The organism is Corynebacterium imitans (genome assembly GCF_000739455.1).
GTDB lineage: Bacteria > Actinomycetota > Actinomycetes > Mycobacteriales > Mycobacteriaceae > Corynebacterium > Corynebacterium imitans.
On sequence record NZ_CP009211.1, the window covers coordinates 899,308 to 920,524 of the forward strand.

26 protein-coding genes and 2 pseudogenes are annotated in these 21,217 nt (G+C 64.2%); 9 read left to right on the top strand and 19 right to left on the bottom strand.

Translation table 11 applies throughout. The features are described from left to right. The first annotated feature begins 19 nt into the window (after positions 1–19). Positions 20–445: a TipAS antibiotic-recognition domain-containing protein gene (locus tag CIMIT_RS12945; RefSeq protein WP_231910343.1), complete on the top strand. Its 426-nt coding sequence runs from the start codon at positions 20–22 to the stop codon at positions 443–445. 91 nt (positions 446–536) lie between these two features. Here the strand turns inward: CIMIT_RS12945 and CIMIT_RS04140 are convergent, their stop codons facing one another. Together CIMIT_RS04140 and CIMIT_RS12330 are read right to left on the bottom strand one after the other, a co-directional pair. Beyond that, positions 537–779, bottom strand: coding sequence for a hypothetical protein (locus CIMIT_RS04140; RefSeq protein ID WP_038589581.1), 243 nt, complete (start codon positions 777–779; stop codon positions 537–539). A gap of 2 nt (positions 780–781) precedes the next feature. After that, positions 782–1,027 (bottom strand): ribbon-helix-helix domain-containing protein, encoded by a 246-nt coding sequence (locus CIMIT_RS12330; RefSeq protein WP_083317030.1) that lies wholly within the window; start codon positions 1,025–1,027, stop codon positions 782–784. A 134-nt stretch (positions 1,028–1,161) separates the two neighbouring features. Here CIMIT_RS12330 and CIMIT_RS04145 point away from each other — a divergent pair. Next, positions 1,162–1,646 (top strand): annotated as a pseudogene (locus CIMIT_RS04145) (pyridine nucleotide-disulfide oxidoreductase); the annotation flags it as partial. A 78-nt stretch (positions 1,647–1,724) separates the two neighbouring features. Here CIMIT_RS04145 and CIMIT_RS04150 read toward each other — a convergent pair. The 4 genes and pseudogenes from CIMIT_RS04150 to CIMIT_RS04165 form a co-directional block, all read right to left on the bottom strand. Next, the gene (locus CIMIT_RS04150; RefSeq protein ID WP_038589584.1) at positions 1,725–3,617 is read right to left on the bottom strand and encodes a heavy metal translocating P-type ATPase; all 1,893 of its coding nucleotides are present in this window, start codon (positions 3,615–3,617) and stop codon (positions 1,725–1,727) included. After that, positions 3,614–3,973 (bottom strand): Cd(II)/Pb(II)-sensing metalloregulatory transcriptional regulator CmtR, encoded by a 360-nt coding sequence (gene cmtR / locus CIMIT_RS04155; protein ID WP_038589587.1) that lies wholly within the window; start codon positions 3,971–3,973, stop codon positions 3,614–3,616. Before cmtR ends, CIMIT_RS04150 begins: the two co-directional genes overlap by 4 nt. A gap of 82 nt (positions 3,974–4,055) precedes the next feature. Then, positions 4,056–4,673: pseudogene (locus CIMIT_RS04160) on the bottom strand (LLM class flavin-dependent oxidoreductase); the annotation flags it as partial. A gap of 95 nt (positions 4,674–4,768) precedes the next feature. Beyond that, positions 4,769–5,311, bottom strand: a complete 543-nt coding sequence (locus CIMIT_RS04165) for a DUF488 domain-containing protein (protein WP_038589590.1) — start codon at positions 5,309–5,311, stop codon at positions 4,769–4,771. Between the two features lie 146 nt (positions 5,312–5,457). Here CIMIT_RS04165 and CIMIT_RS12950 point away from each other — a divergent pair, with 146 nt between their 5' ends. Next, complete coding sequence (locus CIMIT_RS12950) at positions 5,458–5,601, top strand: hypothetical protein (protein WP_236620833.1); 144 nt, start codon at positions 5,458–5,460, stop codon at positions 5,599–5,601. Between the two features lie 167 nt (positions 5,602–5,768). Here the strand turns inward: CIMIT_RS12950 and arfB are convergent, their stop codons facing one another. Next, a complete protein-coding gene (arfB, locus tag CIMIT_RS04170; protein ID WP_038594003.1) occupies positions 5,769–6,212 on the bottom strand; it encodes an alternative ribosome rescue aminoacyl-tRNA hydrolase ArfB in 444 nt (147 codons plus the stop codon). Between the two features lie 302 nt (positions 6,213–6,514). Between arfB and CIMIT_RS04175 the strand changes: the two genes are divergently transcribed. After that, positions 6,515–6,874 (top strand): DUF2200 family protein, encoded by a 360-nt coding sequence (locus tag CIMIT_RS04175; RefSeq protein WP_038589593.1) that lies wholly within the window; start codon positions 6,515–6,517, stop codon positions 6,872–6,874. Between the two features lie 269 nt (positions 6,875–7,143). On the opposite strand, the gene CIMIT_RS04180 is transcribed toward CIMIT_RS04175, so the two are convergent. The 5 genes from CIMIT_RS04180 to CIMIT_RS04200 all read right to left on the bottom strand — a co-directional run bounded on the left by CIMIT_RS04180 (position 7,144) and on the right by CIMIT_RS04200 (position 10,838). Then, the gene (locus CIMIT_RS04180) at positions 7,144–7,674 is read right to left on the bottom strand and encodes a hypothetical protein (RefSeq protein ID WP_051904788.1); all 531 of its coding nucleotides are present in this window, start codon (positions 7,672–7,674) and stop codon (positions 7,144–7,146) included. 11 nt (positions 7,675–7,685) lie between these two features. Continuing rightward, positions 7,686–8,252 (bottom strand): TetR/AcrR family transcriptional regulator, encoded by a 567-nt coding sequence (locus CIMIT_RS04185; RefSeq protein ID WP_038589596.1) that lies wholly within the window; start codon positions 8,250–8,252, stop codon positions 7,686–7,688. A 28-nt stretch (positions 8,253–8,280) separates the two neighbouring features. Continuing rightward, positions 8,281–8,955 (bottom strand): ABC transporter ATP-binding protein, encoded by a 675-nt coding sequence (locus CIMIT_RS04190; protein ID WP_038589599.1) that lies wholly within the window; start codon positions 8,953–8,955, stop codon positions 8,281–8,283. Next, entirely contained in the window at positions 8,952–10,100 is a 1,149-nt protein-coding gene (locus CIMIT_RS04195) for an ABC transporter permease (protein WP_038589603.1), read from the bottom strand. The genes CIMIT_RS04190 and CIMIT_RS04195 overlap by 4 nt, the downstream gene beginning before the upstream one ends. A gap of 123 nt (positions 10,101–10,223) precedes the next feature. Then, the gene (locus CIMIT_RS04200) at positions 10,224–10,838 is read right to left on the bottom strand and encodes an HdeD family acid-resistance protein (RefSeq protein ID WP_038589606.1); all 615 of its coding nucleotides are present in this window, start codon (positions 10,836–10,838) and stop codon (positions 10,224–10,226) included. 192 nt (positions 10,839–11,030) lie between these two features. Between CIMIT_RS04200 and CIMIT_RS04205 the strand changes: the two genes are divergently transcribed. After that, positions 11,031–11,495, top strand: a complete 465-nt coding sequence (locus CIMIT_RS04205) for a hypothetical protein (protein ID WP_038589609.1) — start codon at positions 11,031–11,033, stop codon at positions 11,493–11,495. A gap of 9 nt (positions 11,496–11,504) precedes the next feature. Beyond that, complete coding sequence (locus CIMIT_RS04210; RefSeq protein WP_038589612.1) at positions 11,505–12,005, top strand: hypothetical protein; 501 nt, start codon at positions 11,505–11,507, stop codon at positions 12,003–12,005. On the opposite strand, the gene CIMIT_RS04215 is transcribed toward CIMIT_RS04210, so the two are convergent. The 7 genes from CIMIT_RS04215 to CIMIT_RS04245 form a co-directional block, all read right to left on the bottom strand. After that, complete coding sequence (locus tag CIMIT_RS04215; protein ID WP_141757811.1) at positions 11,980–13,065, bottom strand: FUSC family protein; 1,086 nt, start codon at positions 13,063–13,065, stop codon at positions 11,980–11,982. The two genes, CIMIT_RS04210 and CIMIT_RS04215, sit on opposite strands and share 26 nt — an antisense overlap. 48 nt (positions 13,066–13,113) lie before the next feature. After that, complete coding sequence (locus CIMIT_RS04220; RefSeq protein WP_051904790.1) at positions 13,114–13,848, bottom strand: spermidine synthase; 735 nt, start codon at positions 13,846–13,848, stop codon at positions 13,114–13,116. 5 nt (positions 13,849–13,853) lie between these two features. Next, entirely contained in the window at positions 13,854–14,645 is a 792-nt protein-coding gene (locus CIMIT_RS04225; RefSeq protein WP_038589615.1) for an ABC transporter ATP-binding protein, read from the bottom strand. Next, a complete protein-coding gene (locus CIMIT_RS04230; RefSeq protein WP_038589618.1) occupies positions 14,645–15,538 on the bottom strand; it encodes an ABC transporter permease in 894 nt (297 codons plus the stop codon). The genes CIMIT_RS04225 and CIMIT_RS04230 overlap by 1 nt, the downstream gene beginning before the upstream one ends. Then, positions 15,535–16,527, bottom strand: coding sequence for an ABC transporter substrate-binding protein (locus CIMIT_RS04235; protein WP_038589621.1), 993 nt, complete (start codon positions 16,525–16,527; stop codon positions 15,535–15,537). Before CIMIT_RS04235 ends, CIMIT_RS04230 begins: the two co-directional genes overlap by 4 nt. Before the next feature lie 118 nt (positions 16,528–16,645). Next, entirely contained in the window at positions 16,646–17,155 is a 510-nt protein-coding gene (locus CIMIT_RS04240; protein ID WP_231910345.1) for a DUF1707 SHOCT-like domain-containing protein, read from the bottom strand. A gap of 62 nt (positions 17,156–17,217) precedes the next feature. Further along, the gene (locus CIMIT_RS04245) at positions 17,218–18,657 is read right to left on the bottom strand and encodes a DHA2 family efflux MFS transporter permease subunit (RefSeq protein ID WP_038594018.1); all 1,440 of its coding nucleotides are present in this window, start codon (positions 18,655–18,657) and stop codon (positions 17,218–17,220) included. 30 nt (positions 18,658–18,687) lie between these two features. Between CIMIT_RS04245 and CIMIT_RS04250 the strand changes: the two genes are divergently transcribed. Genes CIMIT_RS04250 through CIMIT_RS04260 form a run of 3 tightly spaced genes read left to right on the top strand, consistent with a single transcriptional unit; the run spans position 18,688 to position 21,195 of the window. Then, positions 18,688–19,425 (top strand): DUF429 domain-containing protein, encoded by a 738-nt coding sequence (locus tag CIMIT_RS04250; protein WP_051904791.1) that lies wholly within the window; start codon positions 18,688–18,690, stop codon positions 19,423–19,425. Positions 19,426–19,459: 34 nt separating this feature from the next. Next, positions 19,460–20,221 carry a MerR family transcriptional regulator gene (locus CIMIT_RS04255; protein ID WP_038589627.1) on the top strand — a complete coding sequence of 254 codons (762 nt, stop codon included), beginning with the start codon at positions 19,460–19,462 and terminating at the stop codon, positions 20,219–20,221. A gap of 14 nt (positions 20,222–20,235) precedes the next feature. Then, complete coding sequence (locus tag CIMIT_RS04260; protein ID WP_051904792.1) at positions 20,236–21,195, top strand: Dyp-type peroxidase; 960 nt, start codon at positions 20,236–20,238, stop codon at positions 21,193–21,195. The last annotated feature ends 22 nt before the right edge of the window (positions 21,196–21,217 follow it).

The following is a 21,217-nucleotide window of genomic DNA, read 5'->3' on the forward strand; positions in this document are numbered from 1 at the left end:
AACGAAAGGATCGACCGACATGGACGCAATGAAGAAGTACCTCGGCGAAGATATGCCCGCCTACCAGGAGGAGGAGGCGGAGCAGCGCTGGGGTGATACCCCGGAGTGGGCGCAGTCCCAGAAAAAGCTCGCTCAAATGGGCGAAGGTGACTTCAAACGTCTGCAGGAAGAACAAGACGCGCTCGCCGCGGATCTGATCGCCGCACGCGATTCCGGCGTGGACCCCGGCTCCGAGGAAGCCGAAGCACTGGTGGAGCGCCACCGTGCAAGCATCGCCCAGTGGTACGAGGTGACCCCGGCTCGCCAGCTCATCCTCGCGCGCATGTACGTTGACGACGCGCGCTTCCACGAAGCCTACGGCGGCGCGCAGGACTACCTGCTCGAGCTGGTCACCGCCCACGCGGCGGCCGAAGGTGTGGACGTGGGCAACCCGCAGTGGGATTAGAAACCGCGCAGCAGGTGCCCCACCGTGCCCTGTTGTTTCTCTGGATTTACTTACTGTCTTTCGCGAAAGGTTTCTTTGAAACTATGCGTGACTAGTCGAGCAGGGCGCGGTACTGTTTGCGTGCCTTCATGGAGTGAATGACCGTTTCGGTGCTGTCGTCCCAGATGAGTACGACAATCTCGAGCAGCCTCATTGAGCTGTCGAACCCGAGGCGCAGTTCCCGTTGAGGGTGATCTTCGTCGAGCGGGGCCTTAAAAACACAACCTGATGTCGCGGCGGTAACTGTGTCTTCTGGCTTGATGCCGTGTTTCGTGGCGCTTCGGCGTACGTCCATTTCTAAATAGCATTCTTTAGCGCTTCGCGGATTGCCTGAGAGCGTGACCATCCGTTTGCAGCCGCATACTTGTCGAGGTCCGATATCTCCCCGGGGGAAAGCCGAATGGAGATAACCTTCGCAGCATCTTCGTTTCGAGGTTTCCTTCCACGTCGACGAAGTGTCTCTACGTCGTAGCCTTTCTCGGCTTCGGTTACCCACGCATCGATTTGCTCTTCGCTGACTAGCTTCCCGTTGATAGTTTTCATGCAGATAATCGTAATACGGAAAAGGACTTGGTGGCTAGGGAGAGGTTAGATTCTTCCGACAATTCGTCGATTTCAAATTCAACGTGGAACGCAGGGCGGAGCGTGGTTCACGCGTGGCCTTCACTGACGCTTTTCTCCGCCGCAGCACCCGGGGTACCCGCCGACACGCCATGTTATCGACCGACGGTCAATTCACGGTGGAGCACGTGGTCGCGGCCACAGGCACGTGGTCCGCGCCCTTCGTGCCCCACCATCCCGGTACCTTCCGCAGACGCCAATGGCCTCGTCGACCTACCCCGGTCCCGAACCATTCCGCGGCGCGAAGGTCGCGGTGGTCGGTGGTGATTCCGGCCAGCTCACCGCTACCCCCATCGTCGATAGCTTGAACGATCTCGACCACGATCATCTGATCTGGTGCACTGGTTTCCGTCCGGCCCTCGGCCCATTCCGCCACCTCATGCGCGGCCGCGAAACCGCGTCGAAGAAATTACATCTAGTGGGTTACGGCAACTGGACCGGCGACGGCTCGGCTACCCTGATGGGTGTCGGGCCCTTTGCCAAACACACTGCCCAGGTAGTCGCGGGCCGTGCCGATGAAACTCGGCATCAAAAGTTTTGAGGCGACGCTTGGTCCCTGAGCAGCTCGATCCTTCTAAGATCCGCGCTGGAGAGCCAGCGCGCTGGGCGAAGGTGTGTCTCAGCGCTTCGCTCGTGCGGCCCGCAGGCCGTTCAAGATTACGATCACTTCGGCGACCTCGTGAACCAACACGACGGCAGCCAGGCCCAGCACGCCGCTGATCGCCAGTGGCATCAGCACGATGATGATGGCCAGAGACAGCACGATGTTCTGGTTGATGATCCTGCTGCCTCGCCGGGCGTGCTGCAGCGCCTGCGGGATCAACCGGAGGTCGTGGCCGGTGAAGGCGACGTCAGCGGACTCGATTGCGGCGTCAGAGCCGGTTGCTCCCATCGCTATGCCCACCGTCGCGCCCGCCAGCGCAGGAGCGTCGTTGATGCCGTCTCCAATCATCGCCGTCGGTGTTTTGGAGGAGAGCTCGGCGACGATGCTTGCCTTGTCCTCTGGGTGAAGCTCAGCGCGCACGTCGTCGATTCCGGCGATTTCAGCCAGCGCCCGGGCGGTGCGAGCGTTGTCGCCGGTGAGCATGCTCACTTCCACGCCGTTGGCGTGCAGGGTCTGCACGGCTTCGGGCACCTCGGGCCGCAGCTCGTCGCGGACCCCGATCGCCCCGGAGAGGGCGTCATCGACGGTGACAAGGACGCAGGTTTGGCCCTCGGACTCCATGCGCTCAACGTCTGCCTTTAGTGGCCCGGCGTCGATCCACCGGGGGCTGCCCACTAGCACCCGTCGACCTTCGACGGTGCCGCCGATGCCATGTCCGGCTTCCTCGCTGATGTCCTGGGCGACGGGCGCTTCGGGCACCGCTGCCGCGATCGCCGCAGCGAGGGGGTGCGTCGATTGCTGCTCAACTGCCGCCGCGAAGGCAAGCACCTGCGCCCGATCGAATCCGTCTGCCGGGACCACGTCGGTAACCTCGGGCTGGTTGCGGGTAAGGGTTCCGGTCTTGTCCACCGCCAGGTGACGGATGCCGCCGAGCCGCTCGAACGCAGCGCCGGACTTGATGACCACGCCGAACTGGCTGGCCGCGCCAATCGCGGCCACGACCGTCAGCGGCACGGAGATTGCCAGCGCGCACGGCGACGCTGCGACCAGGACCACCAACGCGCGGGTGATCCACGTCTCGGGGTCGCCCAGCAGCGAGCCAATCACGCCGACCAGCACCGCCAGGATCATCACCCCGGGCACTAGGGGTTGGGCAATCCGGTCGGCGATCCGGGCGCGGTCGCCCTTTTCCGCCTGCGCCTGCTCGACCAGGTCCACGAGTGTGGTCAGCGAGTTGTCCGTTCCAGCTGCGGTCGTCTCAATCTCCAGCACGCCGGCGGAGTTGATCGCTCCCGCGGGCACCTCGTCGCCGGGCGCGACCTCCTCCGGAATGGATTCTCCGGTGATCGCTGAGGTGTCAAGGCTGGAGCGCCCAGACCGAATGATGCCGTCCGTGGCGATCCGCTCTCCGGGGCGCACGAGCATCAGCTCGCCGGTCACGAGGTCCTTCGCTGCGACTTCGACCGCCGTGCCGTCGCGCAGCACCGTCGCGGTCTGCGGTACCAGCTTCAACAGTGCCCGCAGTCCGCCCTGGGCCCGGTCCATCGCCTTGTCTTCAAGCGCTTCGGCGATCGAGTACAGGAACGCCAGCGCCGCGGCCTCTCCGACGTAACCAAGGATCACCGCGCCGACCGCGCTGATTGTCATAAGCAAGCCAATGCCGAGCTTGCGCTTCGTGACAAGGTTTCGTACTGCGCCGGGCGCGAACGTATACGCTCCTAGCAGCAGGCTGACCCAGAACAGTACTGTCGCGGGTGCCTCTAGCCCGGACCAGCCCAGCGCCAGGCCTATGCAGAGGGCTACACCGGAGAAGATCGGCAGTAGCAACTCGGGGTCCTTCCACCATGGTCGATCGAGATCTTCGATCTCCGTGGCTGGTTCGTGTTCGCATCCACATGCTGAACTCATGCGTCCGCTCCTTTCCCGTCGCAGCCGGGCACCGAGCACTCGGGGTCGATGCACGGGGCGTTTTCGTCGACAGCCAACGTCGCGTTCACTAGCGCGTTGAGCGCTGTCGCAAGGTGCGGATCGGCGATTTCGTAGCGTGTCTTGCGGCCCTCCGGCTCGGCGACGATGATGCCGCAGTCACGCAAGCAGGTCAGGTGGTTCGAAACGTTCGAGCGGGTCAGGTCCAGGTCGCGCGAAAGCACAGCCGGGTAGCTCGGGCCGTCGAGTAGGGTCATCAGGATTCTGGAGCGCGTCGGATCCGCCATGGCCCGGCCGAGCCGGTTCATGACGTCGAGGCGTGAAGCAATAGTCAGCATGTGCTGAACTATACAGTAATTACTGAACTATTCAACACGCACTGAACTGACGTTGAAGCAAAGAGCTTGCGACCTGCAGGAATTAGTCGATGGGGTAGCCGGTAACTGGGCCTTCGCGATTCGGCTGCCAACCCAACGCGGGGGCGACATGCGTGGCGAAGTTGTCCAAGATCTTTACGTTGACGTCGACACCCATCCCGGTGGGGATGGTGATGAGTAGGGTGTCGGCGGACATGACTGCGGCGTCGGCATTGAGCTGCTCAATGAGTTTGTCCGGCTCGGCGGCGTAGGTGCGGCCGAAGGTGGAGGCGCCGACGTCGGGAAGCATGCCCACCTGATCGGAGCCGGAGGCCTGCATGCCGAACAACTGCATGTCCGCGCCGTCGACGATGGGGAAGACGGAGCGGGACACCGACACGCGCGGCGTCCAATCGTGGCCCGCCTTCTTCCACGCGGCGCGGTAGCGGCTGATCTGATCCGCCTGGATTTCGCCCAGGGTTTGAGCGGTGGTCTCGGAGACCAGGGTGGAGGACATCAGGTTGAGCCCGTCCTTGGCGGTTTGCTCGGCAGAAGCGTGGGTGCCGGAGCCGTAGAAAATGTGCTTACGCAGCTCGGGCACCATGGGGAAGACCGGCAGGGCGGAGCCTGGCTGGAACATGTTGGGGTACTGCCGGTCCAGCGGTGCGGCGGTGGCGAATCCTCCATGGGTACAAGTCGTAGGTCAGGCCGAGGAGGATGCCGTGGCTGACTGAGTCGTAGTCCGAGTTTCCGCACCCCTGGCCTCTGGTGTACGCGCTAGCCCCGCTCGGGGTAGCGCACGAGGAGATCGTTGCCGATGACTGCGCCGTCGTTGAGCGTTGCCTCGTTCACCTTCGCCCCGGCTGCACCCAGGCCCATAATGTGGCCAACCTCGTCACCGTGGGCGATGAGGTGGTCGGCGATGATACGCCGGTGGCAGCGCCACCACACCGCCTCGGCGCACATGATCGCGGTGGGGGTTTCGGCGGCATTCGCCCGTAACTGCGAGATCGCGTCGGAGAACTCCTCACCCAGCGCATGGTCGGCGTAATTGTGGAAGCTGCGGTTACGCCAGTTGCCGTTAACCTCAAACGGCACCGAGTGGGACACGTTGCGTCGTCCGGTTAGGCCTTCGCTTCTGCTGTAAGTGATGCCACATGTGGGAAGGTGTTCGGCCAGGTGGTCGCCGTTGAACCACGGGTACTTCCTGGACCCGGGCAGCTTGCGCACATCCACGATGGATGTCACACCGGCAGCCTTGATCATTTCAGCGAAGTCCTCGAACTCGAGGTTGGAGTGGCCCACGGTGAAAATGCGCATGTCACCAATGCTACGCGCCAAGCGATTACACTCACATCGGCGTCCAGGTATCGTGCATCGGCAGGTGGTCGGACCGGTAGAACGCGGGGGGTAGCAGGCAGGACGTTTAATGCATTCGCGCCCGCCTTTGCGTGGCATAAATCCTATTGCTGAATGCGCGCCTGATGCAGCCGGGCGTGGGCGAACGCGTCGAGGGTGTTGTCGAAGGCATGATTCTCGTGCACAAGTTGGTCAAACACGCCGAGCTCGCGCAATACCGGAACATGTTCTGGCTTCGTGGCTGCGCGTAAGACGGTGGTGCTGCGGCGTTCGAGGCACCCGATCGTCGCGCGGGACCAGTCCGAGCGGTGCCGTGCGAAACGTCGGGCGTCAATGACACCCAAAGGGTACACAGGTTCCATCCAGTGACAGTGGCATTCCCGGCTCTGGCCGCTACACAGCACCAGCGAAGGAGGAACTAGGGAATCTGCGGTCGTCGCCTCGTGGACTTGAGCTCCGAGCGCCGCTTCTTCGCCTCGAGACGACGCCGCACCGAGGCCCGCGTCGGCTTCGTCTTCCGCCGCAGTGGAGGAGGCGGGGCGAGCGCTTCGCGCAGGAGGGCGGCCATGCGGCGTCGTGCTTCCGCGCGGTTGCGGATCTGCGACCGCCGAGTCGAAGCGCTCACGGTGAGCACAGTGCCGTCCAGGCGGTGCTCGAGGTTGGTTAAGAGGTGTTGACGTTGGGCGTCGGAAAGCGATGCGCACGCTTCGACATCGAGAGAGAGCTGGACCTTGCTGTCTGTGGTGTTGACGCCCTGGCCGCCGGGCCCCGATGATCTTGCGAACCGCTCCGTCAGGTCCGCGGCAGCGATGACCACACCGCAGGGGATCCCTGGCCCGGGCGCGATGGTGAGGTCGTTCATACCGCCCACTTTACGTTCGTGATGGAGGGAGGCGTAGGTGCAGCCGTTCAAGTTGTCCTTGATCCACGTGGCGATGAGGCAGGCATCAAAGCGGTCCATCGTTTTTAGCTGCTGTCGTGCACGGGCCGTGAATTCGACCTTGTAATGGACCGGCTGTTTTGTCATTGGAGTTGTTACTGGTCGAGGTCGGCTGATGCGTAATGGTTGAACTAAGGTGGTCGCCGCGCGCCTACATCTCGCGTTCCTAAGGGGGACTCGGGCAACCACTCACAACTACACGAAGACGCGAGGGAGGAACATAAATGAACGAAGAAGCAAAGCTTGAGCGGGTTTTCGCTTACCCTTTCGGCGACATTTACTCCAACTACGTGGCCAAGGTCGAGAGGAAAGGGCACACGCGCGAGGAGCTCGATGACATCCTCGGCTGGTTCACTCAGCTGAGTCCCGCGGAGCTCCAGGATGCGGCTGAGTCGGAGAAAACGCTGCGGGAGTTTTTCGCCGACCTCGCGCTTACCCCGAACGCGGAGTTGATTACCGGCAAAGTGTGCGGAGTGCGTGTGGAGGACGTCGAAAATGACCTCATGCGCCGCATCCGCATGATGGACTTGCTTGTCGACGAGCTCGCCCGCGGCAAGAAAATGGAAAACATCAAGCGCAGCTAGTTCAACATCGAGACAGGCGAGGACTCCCGGATGCGCTGCTACATCCGGGGGCTCTGTCCCTTTAGGACACCGCGAAAGCGGAGTCGGGTGCCTCGCAGCTCGGCCAGATCCTCGCGGCTGAAATTCATCTTGCTCTTCAACAGCTTTTGGTTCTTGCGTGCAGGGGGGCGTGTTCGTGGTCATGGCTTATCCCTTCTAGGAGAGATGGTGCAGATCTACTGCCTGCATGCTACCAAAAATAGCCTCTGACCAGGCGCGATATTGTTTCTTTAGTTCAGGATTTCCGGTTGGTAGTCGGAGTTGTGGATCATGACGGCCAGCGGCGGGAGCGAGATGTCGGTGCCGTAGGTCATTTGGTCGGGCCGCACGATTACGCGCAGGCGGTGGCCCTCGTACTGCGTCCAGTCCATGCTTCCTGCGCGCGAACTCACTCCCACGATCGCCCACTCGGGGTGCTGCTCGATCATGCCGGCCCCGCCCTTCGCTGTCACCGGCACCTGCGGGTCGAGATCGATGGCGTAATAGGTCGACTCGTTATCCACATCACCTTTGACCTGCTCGTAAACGTCGGCCGGGGTCATGTCGCTAAAGTGCACGGCCTTGAGCGTGCCCGTCAGCGCAATCTCGTCGGGCGCGAGTTCTACAGTCGCAGGAGCTTGGCTTTCGACGCCCGCCTCCTTGGTCTCCGCACTGACTTCCGTCGACGTGACTGTCGTCGTGATCGCGGGCGGTTCGGGCATACCCTCGCCCGCACATGCGGCAAGCGGGAGTGCGCTGAGCACTAGCAGGGTTTTTCGCATGGAACCGAAGACTAAGCCGCGACGAGGGCTTTCGCCATCTCGTGCAGGGTTGCGGTCGCGTGTGCGAGCTCGGTTGGTTGGTCTGCCATCTCCGAGGCGCGGGTGACCGCGGCGTTGAGCAGGGCGATGTCGGTAGGGGAGACGCCGGGGCAGAAGCTTTTGACGATGTCTTCGAAGCCTGCGTGCGCTGCCTGTACTTCCTCGTTCGCAAACGCTTCAGGGAACTGGTGTGCCGCGGTCATGAGCGCCCCGTGCGAGCCGTGGATGAACAGGTCAAGCATCGCATCCACGTAGGCGCAGATACGCGCTTCCGCTTCCGGGGGCGCGCTTTCCACGGCTGCGGCGAGCTGCTCGTTCCAGGTCTCGGTGGCATGGACGAGGAGCTGAACCATGAGGTCGTGCTGGGAGGAGGCGTAGCGGTAGACGCTGGAGCGCGCCAGGCCGACTTCGGATGCGACTTCGGCCAGGGTAGGGACCTTTCCGGCACCGGCAATGATTAAGCGCTGTGCGGCTTCGAGCACCGCGCGGTGTTGCATCGCGCGGTGCTCGGCCACGGTTGATTCCGTGATTTTCGGCATGTACCCAGTTTAGCGCTGCGAAAAGGTACTACTTCGCTGCGCTGAGTTTTCCGTCGACCATCTCTAGGACTCGGTCGCAGTGTCCCAGCACTTCGTAGTCGTGGGTGACCATGACGCCGGCGACGTTGAACTCGTGGCACTCGCGGGCAAGCAGCTCGACGATTTCCTGGGAGCGGGTGCGGTCGAGGGCGGCGGTGGGCTCGTCGATAAGCAGCACCTGCGGATTGGCCACGAGCGCACGCGCGATGCCGACGCGCTGGCGCTCGCCGCCGGACAAGCTGCCGGGGCGGTGGTGAGCGCGGCTGGTCATGTCGACCTTTTCGAGCAGCTCGGCATTCGAGTAGCGGCCGCGGGTGCCTGCGACGCGGGCGGCGAGTTCGAGCTGTTCCTCGGCGGTCAGCGCGGAGGGCAGGCTGCCGGAGGACTGGAAGACGAAGCCGATGTGCTTACGGCGAATTTCGGCGAGTCCGGCGTCGTCGAAGCCGGTGATCTCCTGGCCCGCGACGGTGACCTGCCCGGAATCCGGGGAGGTCAGCGCGCCCGCGACCGCGAGGAGCGTGGACTTGCCGGAGCCGGAGGGGCCGACGATGGCAACGAACTCGCCGGGGTTGACGCTTAAGTTGACGCGGTCGAGGGCGGTGACTTGTGCATCGCCGTCGCTGTAGGTGATGGTGACGTCGATAAGTTCAAGTGCGGGGCTCATCGGTTCTCTCCTAGGGCTGCGAGCGGGTTGGTGCGGGTGACGCGGTAGACGGCGACGAGCGCGCCAATCAGGCCTGCGACGAACAGGATGACGCTGCCGCCGATAACGGAGCCGAACTCGGTGGCGTACGGCATGGCGGTTTGCTCCAGTAGGCTGCCGAGGCCAACGGCGATGAGCGCGCCGGTAACAATCGAGATGGCGAGGATGGTCACGGCCTGGCCGATGCTGTCGCGCAGCAGGAAGCCCTTGGTGGCACCCATGGCGCGCAGCGTGGCGATGCTGCCTGCGCGCTGGATGGTCCACACGAGGAAGAACGCGCCGGTGACGAGCGCGGCGATGACGAAGAGGAACCACTTGATCATGGTCAGCGTCATCATCTCGGCGGTGTAGCCGGGGGAGGAGTCGAAGCTTTCCTTTAATGTGCGGACGTCGAGGCCAGAGGCGTCGCTCAGCGCTGCTGCGTCGGGGGTGTCGGTGGTTTTGGCCACGATGACGGAGGTCTCGTCGTAGGCCTCCGGGTTGACCGGCTCGCTGTGGCGGGCACCGGCGTGGATTTCCTGCCAGACGTCGAGAGGCAGGTAGGCGACGTCGACGTGGCCGAAGGTGCGCTGACCGTCCGCGAAACCGACGACGTTGAGCGGGGTGTCTAGGCGGTCGATGGTGATGGTGTCACCCACGGCGATGCCCTCGTCCTGGAGCGTGGCGGAAACGATGACGTCGTGCGGGGTTGCGCTCTGGCTGGCGGCCTTAATCTGCGCGGCCATCTCGGGAAGGCCCTCTGGGGCGATGAAGGAGTCGGGCTCGACACCCAGCAGGGTGAGGTCGACGGCAGTGCCGTTCTGGTTGTGGGCGTTGACGATGGTCAGGCCCAGCGGGACTGCGTCTTCGACCTGGTCAAGCGCGGCGAAGGCCGCTGATTTTTCGGTCTCGACGATCGAGCGTGTAAAAGCCGAGTCGGTCTGGGTGCCGTCCTCAAAGGCGATGACGTCGGCGTCCAAGGCCTTAAGCCCGGAGACACCGTCGTTCACCAGCCCTGCGGTAAGTCCAGAAATGATGACGACGAGTAGGGACATCAGCCCCAGCACGGCGCCCATTAAGAGGAAGCGGGTGCGCGCGAACAGCATTTCGCGCCAAGCAAGATACATGGTGAAACGTCCTGAATTTCCTGGTGGGTACGCGACCGGGCGGCCGCGCACCACATGTTAGCAACACGGTGTCGCCAACATGTAAACAAGGTGTCGCTAAGGCTTCGGGGCGCTTCTGCTTTGCTAGCGCTGCACTCCGAATGCCGCGCCGATTGACCTGCGGGTGCGCTGGATCTGCCATGCAAGGACAAGGCTTGTTACGCCGCAGACGATGCCCCAGATACCGGCAGTCCACACCAGCGCGGTGACGGACTCGGCTGGATTGGAGACGATGAGCCAGATCATCAGCACTGCGAAGATGACGTAGATAATGCCAATGCCCACGCCCCAACCCTGGCTCGTGCGCAGCAGGGTGACGGCGCGGAACACCACGCTTAATGCGATGCACCACAGTACGAGCATTGCGGCGAAGAAGCCCGTGCCGACTGGGACAAACAGGAGGATGACGCCGGCGATGATCGTCGCTACCGCGAAGAAAGTGTCCCAGCCCCAGCCGGGCAGGTCGCGGTGCAGGCGGAGGACAACTGCAAGCTCGCTTGCCCCCGTCGCAAGAAGCCAGAAGGCGATCACGTAGCCGACAAACGGGGTGAGCACCGCAGTGGCGCGAGCGGGTGAAGCGAGGACGAGCGCGCCGAAGATGAGGCCGATCGCCCCGTGCGCGCAGAGTAATCCGATGCTCCAGTTCAGTGCGGAGCTGAGCCGGCTGCTTCGCGGGCGCGGTGTGTAGGAGGTGGTCATGGTCTGCTCCCTTGGGGTGAATGTGTGTAGACGGGCCAGTAGCGGCCCCTAATGTGTATTCTGCGCCGCGCGTGGAGGAATGCAACACATTGTTGTATTGGTTGCCCACGTTTGGGGGCGCGGAAACGTGAACGCCTCGCACTAAGGCTCCGCGGTGCCGTGAGAAACCGCCGTGCCGTACCCTTGAGCACCATGGCCACGAAGTACAAGTTTTCCCTTCCGAACGAGCACTGGGTGCAGGTATCGACGCCCGCGAACATGGATTTTCTGCTCACCCGCCCCGCGGACGCCGAGCAGTCCGTGTTTATGCCGCCGACGATTAGCGGGCTGACCGCCACGCTCGCCGAGGACGCCGACATGCAGGCGGTGATGAAGGACAACCTCGCGCGCCTGGAGCAGGCTGGGCAGAACCCGCGCGTGGAGCAGGGCGAGGTCAGCCCGGATGGGAATGCGGGCTTGCAGCAGGTCACGCTGAGTGCGTCTGCCGCAGACGGTGCCCGGGGCGAGGTCGCCCAGCTGCAGAACTACCTCATCCTGCGTGAGCAGGGCGGGGACACGCGCTGGGTGGTGATGGTGGTGCTCACCGCGGATGTGGGGCGCATCCAGGAGCTGGCACCGGAGTTCCAGCAGCTGCTTGATTCGATCGAGTTCGTCTAACAGATACGTATGTCAGCGCGCTCTCCGGAAAATATCCTCCTTCGCCTGAGCGAACGCGAGGAGGAGGAAGTGCGTTCGATCTACGCGGCGCTGCACCAGCAGGGCTTTCCGCAGCAGCACCAGCGCCCGCACATTTCGGTGACGTTTGCGCAGCACATGGAGCAACGCGTCGTGGAGGAGGCCGCGGCCCTGCTCCCGCCGCTGTTGCCCGCGCGGCTGGACCGGGTTGGCGTGGTGGTCTTCGGCACGAAGTCGAAGCAGACCGTCGCCTGGCTGCTTGAAGCGCCGGAGGAGCTCGACGCGGCGGCTCGGGCGCTGAGCGCGTTGAACCCGCATGGTCGCGGGGCCCGCTGGGTACCACACCTGACCATGGGCTTGCGCATCCCGAAGGCGATGGTGCCGGACTACATCAGCGCGCTCGCCGAGGTCACCAGCCCGCACTTTAAGACGCTGCACGCCGAGCGTGCCGTGTATTTCCGCCCCGCTACTGGCGAGGAGATTGCGCTTTAGCCCCGCGGGAGGGCCGCACCACCGAGGGGTATGTGCGCACGTAGCCAACCGCGATGATGGTCAGCGCGGCCAACGCGCCGAGCGCGGTTTCGGCCGTTCGCGCCAGCAGCATGGGGCCGACCGGGGCGGCCTGCACCGTCTGGATCATCAGCAGCGCGGTCGGGGTGATAAAGCTTGCGGCGATGGTGTAGTTGCGCGTCACGTACATCTCGGTGAGGTATTGCAACACGACGATCCACACCACGATCTGCCATCCCTGCAGCGAGTGCGAGAGCAAGAAGCCAGTAATCGCAATGCCGCTCAGCGTGCCCAGGACGCGCTCGATAGCGCGGTAGTACTGCACCTTGAACCGCGAGTTGACCAGGGGTGCCACGGCGGCGACCATCGCCCAGTAAAAGTGGGAAAGCGGATCGATCAATGTCACTGAGATCAGCCCGATGGTGCCGGCGAGCAGCGGCGAGAAGAAGAAGCGGCTGGCCTCCACCCGGAGTCGCCGCCGCGGCACGGGGCCTGCGTCCGGCGCGCGGTTGGGTCGCTCGGGCGCGTGCACATCGCCACCCGGACCTTCGCCGATGAGGTGGGACAGCTGGCCGAGCAGCAAACACACCAGCGCGGCCCCGCCAGCGATGGCGAAGGCGAGCAGCGGATGCACCGGGTCGTCGAGGGAGCCGACCGCGGCGACCGAGAAAATCACAAATACTGACCCGGTCGGCTTCATGTCGGTGGCCAGCGCGATCGTCGCCCACACCGAGGACGTCACCGAGCTGACCAGCAGCAGAATCCACGGGCTGAGGCTGAACCACGCAATCGTCGCGCCGAGCGTGACCGACAGCGTCAGCGCGATGCCGGCCAAGATGTGGTGCTCCAGCCGCATCGCGCGTGTGGCGTGCCTGCCGTACACACCGGTAAACGCGCCGAAGCTCGCGTAAATAGCAAGGTCAAGTCGCCCAAGCGCCAGCAGCGTAAACATAGGGATCGCCACACCCAGCGCGGTGCGAAACGCCGGAATGTGGTCGCGCTTGGCGGGCCCCATGTGAAACAGCGGGCTGAAATGGTGCAACGTTGGCCTCCTTCGTGCATAGCTTTGATGGACGCCGATTGACTTTAATCAGTCGCGGCGCGGGGCGTGCTCGTGGGCGTCGATAAGCAAAGCACCGGGCACGCTGAGCTCGCTTGTCGACGCCCCAACCACCACATTCCCGTACCCATTGCCCTCAGCGAGCACGACCGTGTGCCCGAACACTTCGCGGAGGCCGGCGAGTTCGGCGCGGGTCGTGGGCAGCGCGGCGGTGTCGCCGATGTTGGCGAGGAACAGCCCGCCGGGGCGCAGTGCGCGCCGTGCGGCGGTGTAGAACTCTACGGTGGTCAGCGCGCGTGGGGTGGTGGGGCCAGCGAAGACGTCCCGGACGATCACGTCCTGGGAGCCGGGCGCGAGCGCGTGGGTAAAGGCGCGGGCCTCGGCGACTTTCAGCTCCACCGGTGGGTCAAAAGCCCAGCGCACAAGCTTGGTGAGTTCGCGGTCCAACTCGACCGCGACGTTGGAGGAGCGCGGGTAGCGGTGCTGCACATAAGAGGCAAAAGAGCACGCGCCCGCGCCCAAGTGCACGGCGGAGAAGCTTTCGGGGAGGGTGCGGGTGGCGAGGATCTCGGCGAACCAGCGCATGTAGTCGTAGTGGAGGACCTCTGGTGCCCCGAGCACCACATAGGAGGAGGGGACGCGATTGACCTCCAGCGTGAAGCCGCCATCGCGCGCCGGGTCGGCGACGATGGCGGCGGTGCCAGTGGCGATCGGGTAGTCGCCCTCGATGCGCTGCTTCGGCGCGCGGGGCTTGCCGCGGCTCACGGGTGCTAGCCCAAAAACGCCTTGTCGGACAAGGTTGCGCCCTTGATCTTGGCGAACTGGGCGAGCAGATCGTGGACGGTGAGCTTACTCTTGTCCTCGCCTGCGGCCTGCCAGACGATCTTGCCCTCGTGCATCATGATCAAGCGGTTACCCACCCGCAGTGCCTGCTCCATGTTGTGGGTGACCATGAGCGTGGTCAGCCCGCCCTCCTCCACGATGCTGTGCGTCAGCGTGGTCACCAGGTCTGCGCGCTGGGGGTCGAGGGCGGCGGTGTGCTCGTCGAGAAGCATCACCTTTGGTTGGGTGAACCCGGCCATGAGCAGGGAGAGCGCCTGGCGCTGACCGCCGGAGAGCAAGCCCACCTTGTGCCCCATGCGGTCCTCTAGGCCCAGCTCCAGGGTGGAAAGTTGCTCGCGGAAGAACTCGCGTCGTGTGCTGCTCAGGGAGCGGCCGAGCCCGCGGCGCTTGCCACGCAGGTAGGCAAGGGAGAGGTTTTCCTCGATCGTGAGGTTCGGGGCGGTGCCGGCGAGCGGGTCCTGGAACACGCGGCCGATCAGGGTGGCGCGCTGGTGCTCCTTCATCCGCGTGATGTCGGTGCCGTCGATGTGCACGCTGCCCGTGTCCGGGCGCAGGCGGCCGGCGACGGTGTTGAGCAGGGTCGACTTCCCCGCGCCGTTGGAGCCGATGATGGTGCAGAAGTCGCCCTCGGCCAGGTCCAGGTCAACGCCGGCGAGCGCGGTGCGTTCGTTGGCGGTGCCGGGGAAGAAGGTCTTGTGCACGTTCGAGATAGTCAGCATTATGCGTCCGCCTTTGCACTTGCGGCTGGTGTGGTGCGCTTACGCCCGGTGCTGGGGAGCACCTTTGGCAGCAGCAGCGCGGCGATGACCAGGACTGCGGAGACGAGCTTCATGTCGTTCGGGTTCAAGCCGAGCTGCAGCGCGAAGAAGATGATCATGCGGTAGGCCACGGCACCGATGAGTACAGCCACGATTGCCTGCAGGAGCGCGAGCTGGCCGACGATAGCCTGCCCCACGATCACGGAGGCCAAGCCGACGACGATCAGACCAATGCCCATGGAGATGTCGGCAAACCCCTGGAATTGTGCGACGAGCGCGCCAGACATGCCGACCAGCCCGTTCGACAGCGCGAGCGTGAGGATCTTCGTCGCGTCGGTGGACACGCCGAAGGAAGTGATCATCTGTCCGTTGTCGCCGGTCGCGCGGATAGCAAGGCCCAGGTCGGTGGTGAGGAACCAGTAGACCAGCAAGGCGAGCAGCAGCACGGAGACCGCGAGCAAACCAACGCCGCCCCAGGAGTGCAGCAGCCCGGCGTCCTTCAGCGGGCTGAAGGCGGTGTTGCTGCGCAAGAGCGGCAGGTTTGCCCCGCCCATGATGCGCAGGTTGATCGACCACAGCCCGATCTGGGTGAGGATGCCGGCCAACAGCCCGTCGATTCCGCCCTTGGTGTGCAAAAGTCCGGTGACGACGCCCGCGGCAAAGCCGGCGCAAAAGCCAGCAGCCGTCGCGAGAAACGGGTTGACGCCGCCGAGGATGAGTACCGCGGCGGTGCCCGCGCCGGTAGTAAATGAGCCGTCTACTGTCAGGTCCGCGAAGTTGAGGACGCGGAAGGTGAGGTAGACCCCCAGCGCCATGACCCCGTAGATCAGGCCGAGTTCAAGCGCCGGGATCATACAGTCTCAGCCTGCTTCAGGATCTCCTCGGGAATCTCCACACCCTGCGCCTTCGCGGCGTCTTCGTTGACCACGTAGGAGAACTCGGTGGCCGTTTCCACCGGCATCTCAGCCGGATCCTCGCCGTCACGCAGGATGCGCAGCGCCATCTCGCCCGTCTGGCGGCCGAGCTCCTTGTAATCAATACCGATAGTGGCCGCTGCACCACCCTCGACGGTGCCGGCCTCAGCGCCGATTACGGGGATCTGGTGCTGCTCGGCAACCTGAACCAGCGAGGAAATGCCGGAGACCACCATGTTGTCGGTGGGCACGTAGAAAACGTCAACGCCGCTGAGGGTTTCTGCCGCCTGTGGGATCTCGCCCACGCTGGTCACGGTCTGCGTCTCGACGGTCCAGCCGCGCTCTGCGGCCTCCTTCTCCGCGTCCTTGACCTGGATCTGCGAGTTGACCTCGCCGGAAGCGTAGACAATACCGATCGTCTTGGTTTCCGGGGAAAGCTGCTCAATCAGGTCAAACTGGTCTTTCAACGGGGTCTTGTCCGAGGTGCCGGTGATGTTGGCGCCCGGCGCGTCCCAATCGTTGACCAGCTCTGCCTCGACCGGGTCGGTCACGGAGGTGAACAGGATCGGGGTGTCGGCGACGTTCTGGGCCATTGCCTGGGCCGCCGGGGTGGCGTTGGCCAAGATCAGGTCCAGGTTCTGCCCAGCGAACTGCTGCGCAATGGTCAGTGCGGTGGCCTGTTCGCCGTTGGCGTTCTGCTCGGTGAACTCGACGTCCACGCCGGCGTCGGCAAAGGCTTCCTTGAAGCCCTCGGTTGCGGCGTCGAGCGCGGGGTGCTGCACGAGCTGGCTGATACCGATGGAGTAGCTTTCACCACCGGCGGTATCGCCGTCTGCGCCACCCTCACTGTCGGAGGAGCAGGCGGCGAGCGCGGGGAAAATCAGCGCGGCAGTTGTGAGCAGGGCCAGGGCGGGGCGAGAAGTGTGCATGATTCGTCCTTTGGTCCGGGAAACGTGATGAACGTTAGGTTAATAGATTCTCGCCTATGTCGAGGGATAAATTTCAAAGTAATTGTGACCCACCATGCAGCAGGCCCCAAGGTTTGCGCTACTTGCCGAGCTCTTTGCGACGCTCATACGCGATCCGGAGCCGTTCCGCGCGCTCCTTATTGTCCTTCTCCTCAAGCTCTTCCAAGACGTCGTATTCCTCTTCGGAAATATCTGCGAAGGAATAAATGCCCAGGCACACCACGCCCACGATCGGCCAGGCAACCCAGGCCATCGAGGCGTCAAAGACGAATTGCAGGAGGAAAAAGACCGCCGCGCCGAAGCCGACGACCAGCCCGGCTGCCCGATCGCAGTTCCGCTTTACACGAAGCTTGCGCTCCAGCTCGGCCTCACGGGCAGTATTTGCCGGGGCGGCGTCGCTGTGAGAAGGCTCCGGCAGGTCGCGGAAAAGCGCCTCGAGTTCACCGCGCGTGGTGGCCGAGGCGGCTTGCGCGGTGCGAGCATCAAACTCAGCGACGTCGAGGTAGCCGTCGGCAAAATGCGTGCCTAGACGGTCAAGGGCTGCAGAACGGTCGGCGTCGCCCACGCGCATCTCGGGAGTGTCGGCCACGGTGGCATCCTTTCGTGCAGGGGGTAGTGCGTGCCAACTATAAAATACGCGCCGAGCGCCCCCTAGTCGTTCCAACTCTTCGTACGCGCGAAGCCGCACGCCAACGCCGCGCCAAGCAGCGTGATGGCGGCGGGAAGGAAGAGCGAGTGGGACATCGCCAGCGCGAACGGGGCGTGGAGCGCCTCGGGCATCACGCCAGTCGTGCTTGGGCTGACGGCGGCGTCGCCGGCACCGTCGCCAAGCTGCGCGTCGAGCTGGGCCGACATGAGCGCGGCGATCGCGGCGGAGCCGATGACGGCACCGACCTGGCGCAGCGTGTTGTACACGCTCGATCCCGCGCCGGCGAGAGCGCCGGGGAGGTTGCGGGTGGCGATCATGGATAGCGGGCCCCACACCATCGAGTTGGCCACGCCGTTGAGGACGGAGATGGCGACCAGCCAGTAGGGGCTGATCAACGGATCGGTGATCCATGCGGTCAGCGCGATGGAAAGGCCGAGCAGAGACAGGCCCGCGATGGCGAAGGGTTTGGGCTGATGCGTGTTCGTCAGCTTGCCGATCCACGGCGAGAGCGTGCCCGAGACCAGCCCGGCCGGCACAAGCAGCAGGGCCGCACTAGTGGGGGAGAAGCCCTGGACGGACTGGATGTAGATCATCCACGGGATCATGTAGGTGGACATGGCAAAACCGACGGTGGCGATGGTGACGGCGGCGAGCGAGAAGTTGCGATCGTTGAAAAGCTCGAGCGGTACGAGGGCGTCCTGGCGAATCCGTGACTGCCAGACGACGAAGACCACAAGCAGCACGAGGCCACCGAAAATCAAGGCGAGCGCCCGCCAGTCCCAGTTGAGCGCGTTGGCTTCCTGGATGCCAAAGATCAGGCAGAACATACCCACGGCGCTGAAGCCCACGCCGACCCAATCGAAAGTGCGCGCGGTGCGCTCGAGGCGGGGGACGAAGATCCAACCGAGGATGAGTCCGAGGACGCCGACGGGGATGTTGACGTAGAAGATCCAGGGCCACCCGGAGGCGTCGACAAGCAGCCCGCCCAGAAGCGGGCCGGTGATGGTGGCCACTCCCGCGGTCGCGCCCCACACGCCCATCGCGCCGCCGCGCTCGGTGGGCGCGAAGGTACGGATCATCACTGCCATCGTCTGCGGGGTCACCATCGCCCCGCCCAGGCCCTGGAAGGCGCGCGCGATGATGAGTGCCTCGATCGTGCTCGCCAGCCCGCAGGCCAGCGAGGATACGGTAAAGAGCGCAAGGCCGATCAGGTAGATCGTGCGTGGCCCAAAGCGATCGCCGAGGCGCCCAGTAATCAGCAGCGGCACCGCGTACGCGAGCAGGTAGGCGCTGTTGACCCAGATCACCGAGCCGTAGCTCGCACCCAGATCCGCGGTGATCGCGGGAATCGCCACGGAAACGATGGTCGAGTCGACCAGGATCATGAAAAACCCGAGCATCATGCTCCACAGAGCCGCCCAAGGGGATCGTTGCTGCGTCACGCGGGTCACTCTACCTCTAAGCTCTTGCGCGTGGAACAGTACTATTTCGGCATCGACCTTGCCGCCGACCCCGCCAAGACCGGCACTGCGTTGATCCAGGTCACGCCCGCTGGGCCATTGCTTATCGACGCCACGTGCACCGCCACCGACGACCACCTCACCACCCACGTTGCCCGCGCCGAACTCACCGGCGTAGACATCCCGCTCGGGTGGCCGCGGGCGTTTCGGTTCTTCCTTAACGCCCACGCAGCGGGGGAGGACTGCTTGCCCACTGGAGCGGACCGCGAGGTGCGGCGCGAGCTGGTCAACCGCTTCACCGATTTGGAAGTGCGCCGCTTGGTGGGCGTGGCCCCACTGCCGGTGGCTGCCGAGCGCATCGCGCACCCCGCCCTGCGCTGGGCCGGAATCGAGCAGCGCCTGCGGGAAGCGGGCGTAAATACTCACCGCGCCGGAAATGGCAAAGTCGCCGAGGTGTACCCGGCTGCAGCGCTTAAGCAGTGGGGCCTTCGTCATCGCGGCTACAAGGGCGCGGACGGTGCGGGGCGAGCTGCCCGCGAGGAGATCGCGGCGGGGCTCAGCGTGCGCTTCGGGCTCGACTGGGGCGATTGGCGTCCACTTGCAGTGAGCAGCGCTGACTGCCTCGACGCGGTGATCGCCGCCCTCATCGCCCGCGAGGTGCGCGCCGGGCGCTGCATCGCCCCGCCCGCTGAACAGGCGGAGCTAGTGGCGGAGGAGGGGTGGATCTGGGTCCCGCGCCCTCGAGTTTGACCTTGCCCCTACGGCAACCTGTTCACTGCTACCTATGACCGCTTACACGATTGGCGAGGCCGCCGACATCCTCGGCGTGACCTCGAAGGCACTGCGCCACTGGGAGTCGCTTGAACTACTCCAACCGGAACGCACGAACACCGGTTACCGCGTCTACGACGACTTCGATCTCGAACGCGGCGCGGCGATCGCCCTCTACCAGGGCATCGGCATCCCCCTTGCGCGAATTGCTGCGCTTCTCGACGCCTCCCCGTCCCACCTCGCACGCGCACTGACTGCCCATCATGCGGCTCTACGCACGCGCCGGGACGCGCTCGACGCCCAGCTGCAAGCGGTCGAGGAGATGATACACAATCACAGGAAAGGCACACTGACTATGGAAGACATGAAACAATACTTTGGCGAAGAATTCCCGGCATACCAAGAAGAGGCGGAAATGCGCTGGGGGCACACGCCCGAGTGGGAGCAATCCCAGGAAGCGCTGTCAAAGGTCGACGCGTCCAAGGCACAACAGCTCATGCGCGAGCAGGAGGAGCTCGCCTCCGAACTTGTAACGGCACGCGAGAAAGGCGTCGAACCAGGCTCACAGGAAGCGGAGCGGCTCGTAGAAAAGCACCGCGCTTCGATTGCGCAGTGGTACGAGGTCACACCGGCCCGCCAGCTAATTCTGGCGCGCATGTACGTCGGCGACGAGCGCTTCCACGAAGCTTACGCCGGTGCGCAGGACTACCTCTTAGAGCTGGTCACCGCCCACGCTGCAGCAGCAGGTGTGGATGTGGACTCGCCCCAGTGGTAGGTAGGCTGGGGCCCATGACCGAAAAGTACTCAGCTGACGTTTCGCAAACTGTCATTCTGCCCCAGTCCAAAGACGCCATCTTTTTGACTATTGCGTTGAAGGAGGGTGCCGAGAAGCAGGCGCTCGAGGCGATCACAGGCCTGCAGGGCCTGGTCAACGGCGTTGGCTTCCGCTGGCCTTCGGCGCAGCTCAGTGCCGTCGTTGGCATCGGTGCCGAGCTCTGGGACCGCATGTTTGGCACCCCGAAGCCGGAAGGCCTTCACCCCTTCCGCGAGCTGCAGGGCGCGAAGCACCACGCGCCGTCGACGCCGGGCGACCTCTTCTTCCACATCCGTGCCGACGAGTACGACGTGGCCTTCGAGCTGGCCCGCCGCATCAACGTCTCACTCGACGGTGCCGTCGCCGAATACGACGAGGTACACGCTTTCCAGTATCAGGACTTCCGCGACCCGCTCGGCTTTGTCGATGGCACGGAATCCCCGCGCGGCCAGGCCGGCATTGAGACCGCGCTGATCCGCGAGGGGGAGTGGGCCGGGGGCTCCTACATCGTGGCCCAGAAGTACATCCATAACCTCAAAGACTGGGACGCCCTGCCGGTAGAGGAACAGGAGAAGGTCATTGGCCGCACCAAGCACGATGACATCGAGTTCGACGAGGATGTGAAGCCCGCCAACTCCCACGTGGCCGTGAACTCGATCAAAGACGAGGATGGCGAGTCGCTTGAGATCGTGCGCAACAACCTCACCTTCGGCGACGCGCTGGGCAACCAGGGCACCTACTTCATGAGCTACGCCAAGGACGTGGAGATCACCGAGCGCATGCTGCGCCGCATGTTCATCGGCGAGCCCGAAGGCAACTATGACCGCATCCTCGACTTCTCCGAGGCGCTGACCGGCGTGAACTTTTTCGCCCCGCCGGCCGACTTCTTGGAAAACGCAGAGGAGCACGCCAAGCCGGGCCTCGTGTCTGAGTAAGGCGTACAGCGAAGCGCCCCCG

Bases quoted from the DNA above. Each gene is read 5' to 3' on its own strand.
- CIMIT_RS04205 (WP_038589609.1), top strand. From the start codon at position 11,031: ATGGCCACGAAGTACAAGTTTTCCCTTCCGAACGAGCACTGGGTGCAG.
- arfB (WP_038594003.1), bottom strand. From the start codon at position 6,212: ATGAACGACCTCACCATCGCGCCCGGGCCAGGGATCCCCTGCGGTGTG.
- CIMIT_RS04225 (WP_038589615.1), bottom strand. From the start codon at position 14,645: ATGCTGACTATCTCGAACGTGCACAAGACCTTCTTCCCCGGCACCGCC.
- cmtR (WP_038589587.1), bottom strand. From the start codon at position 3,973: ATGCTGACTATTGCTTCACGCCTCGACGTCATGAACCGGCTCGGCCGG.
- CIMIT_RS04140 (WP_038589581.1), bottom strand. From the start codon at position 779: ATGGACGTACGCCGAAGCGCCACGAAACACGGCATCAAGCCAGAAGAC.
- CIMIT_RS04165 (WP_038589590.1), bottom strand. From the start codon at position 5,311: ATGCGCATTTTCACCGTGGGCCACTCCAACCTCGAGTTCGAGGACTTC.
- CIMIT_RS04200 (WP_038589606.1), bottom strand. From the start codon at position 10,838: ATGACCACCTCCTACACACCGCGCCCGCGAAGCAGCCGGCTCAGCTCC.
- CIMIT_RS04150 (WP_038589584.1), bottom strand. From the start codon at position 3,617: ATGAGTTCAGCATGTGGATGCGAACACGAACCAGCCACGGAGATCGAA.
- CIMIT_RS04180 (WP_051904788.1), bottom strand. From the start codon at position 7,674: ATGCGAAAAACCCTGCTAGTGCTCAGCGCACTCCCGCTTGCCGCATGT.
- CIMIT_RS12945 (WP_231910343.1), top strand. From the start codon at position 20: ATGGACGCAATGAAGAAGTACCTCGGCGAAGATATGCCCGCCTACCAG.
- CIMIT_RS04230 (WP_038589618.1), bottom strand. From the start codon at position 15,538: ATGATCCCGGCGCTTGAACTCGGCCTGATCTACGGGGTCATGGCGCTG.
- CIMIT_RS04175 (WP_038589593.1), top strand. From the start codon at position 6,515: ATGAACGAAGAAGCAAAGCTTGAGCGGGTTTTCGCTTACCCTTTCGGC.
- CIMIT_RS04185 (WP_038589596.1), bottom strand. From the start codon at position 8,252: ATGCCGAAAATCACGGAATCAACCGTGGCCGAGCACCGCGCGATGCAA.
- CIMIT_RS12330 (WP_083317030.1), bottom strand. From the start codon at position 1,027: ATGAAAACTATCAACGGGAAGCTAGTCAGCGAAGAGCAAATCGATGCG.
- CIMIT_RS04190 (WP_038589599.1), bottom strand. From the start codon at position 8,955: ATGAGCCCCGCACTTGAACTTATCGACGTCACCATCACCTACAGCGAC.
- CIMIT_RS04255 (WP_038589627.1), top strand. From the start codon at position 19,460: ATGACCGCTTACACGATTGGCGAGGCCGCCGACATCCTCGGCGTGACC.
- CIMIT_RS04210 (WP_038589612.1), top strand. From the start codon at position 11,505: ATGTCAGCGCGCTCTCCGGAAAATATCCTCCTTCGCCTGAGCGAACGC.
- CIMIT_RS04235 (WP_038589621.1), bottom strand. From the start codon at position 16,527: ATGCACACTTCTCGCCCCGCCCTGGCCCTGCTCACAACTGCCGCGCTG.
- CIMIT_RS04260 (WP_051904792.1), top strand. From the start codon at position 20,236: ATGACCGAAAAGTACTCAGCTGACGTTTCGCAAACTGTCATTCTGCCC.
- CIMIT_RS04195 (WP_038589603.1), bottom strand. From the start codon at position 10,100: ATGTATCTTGCTTGGCGCGAAATGCTGTTCGCGCGCACCCGCTTCCTC.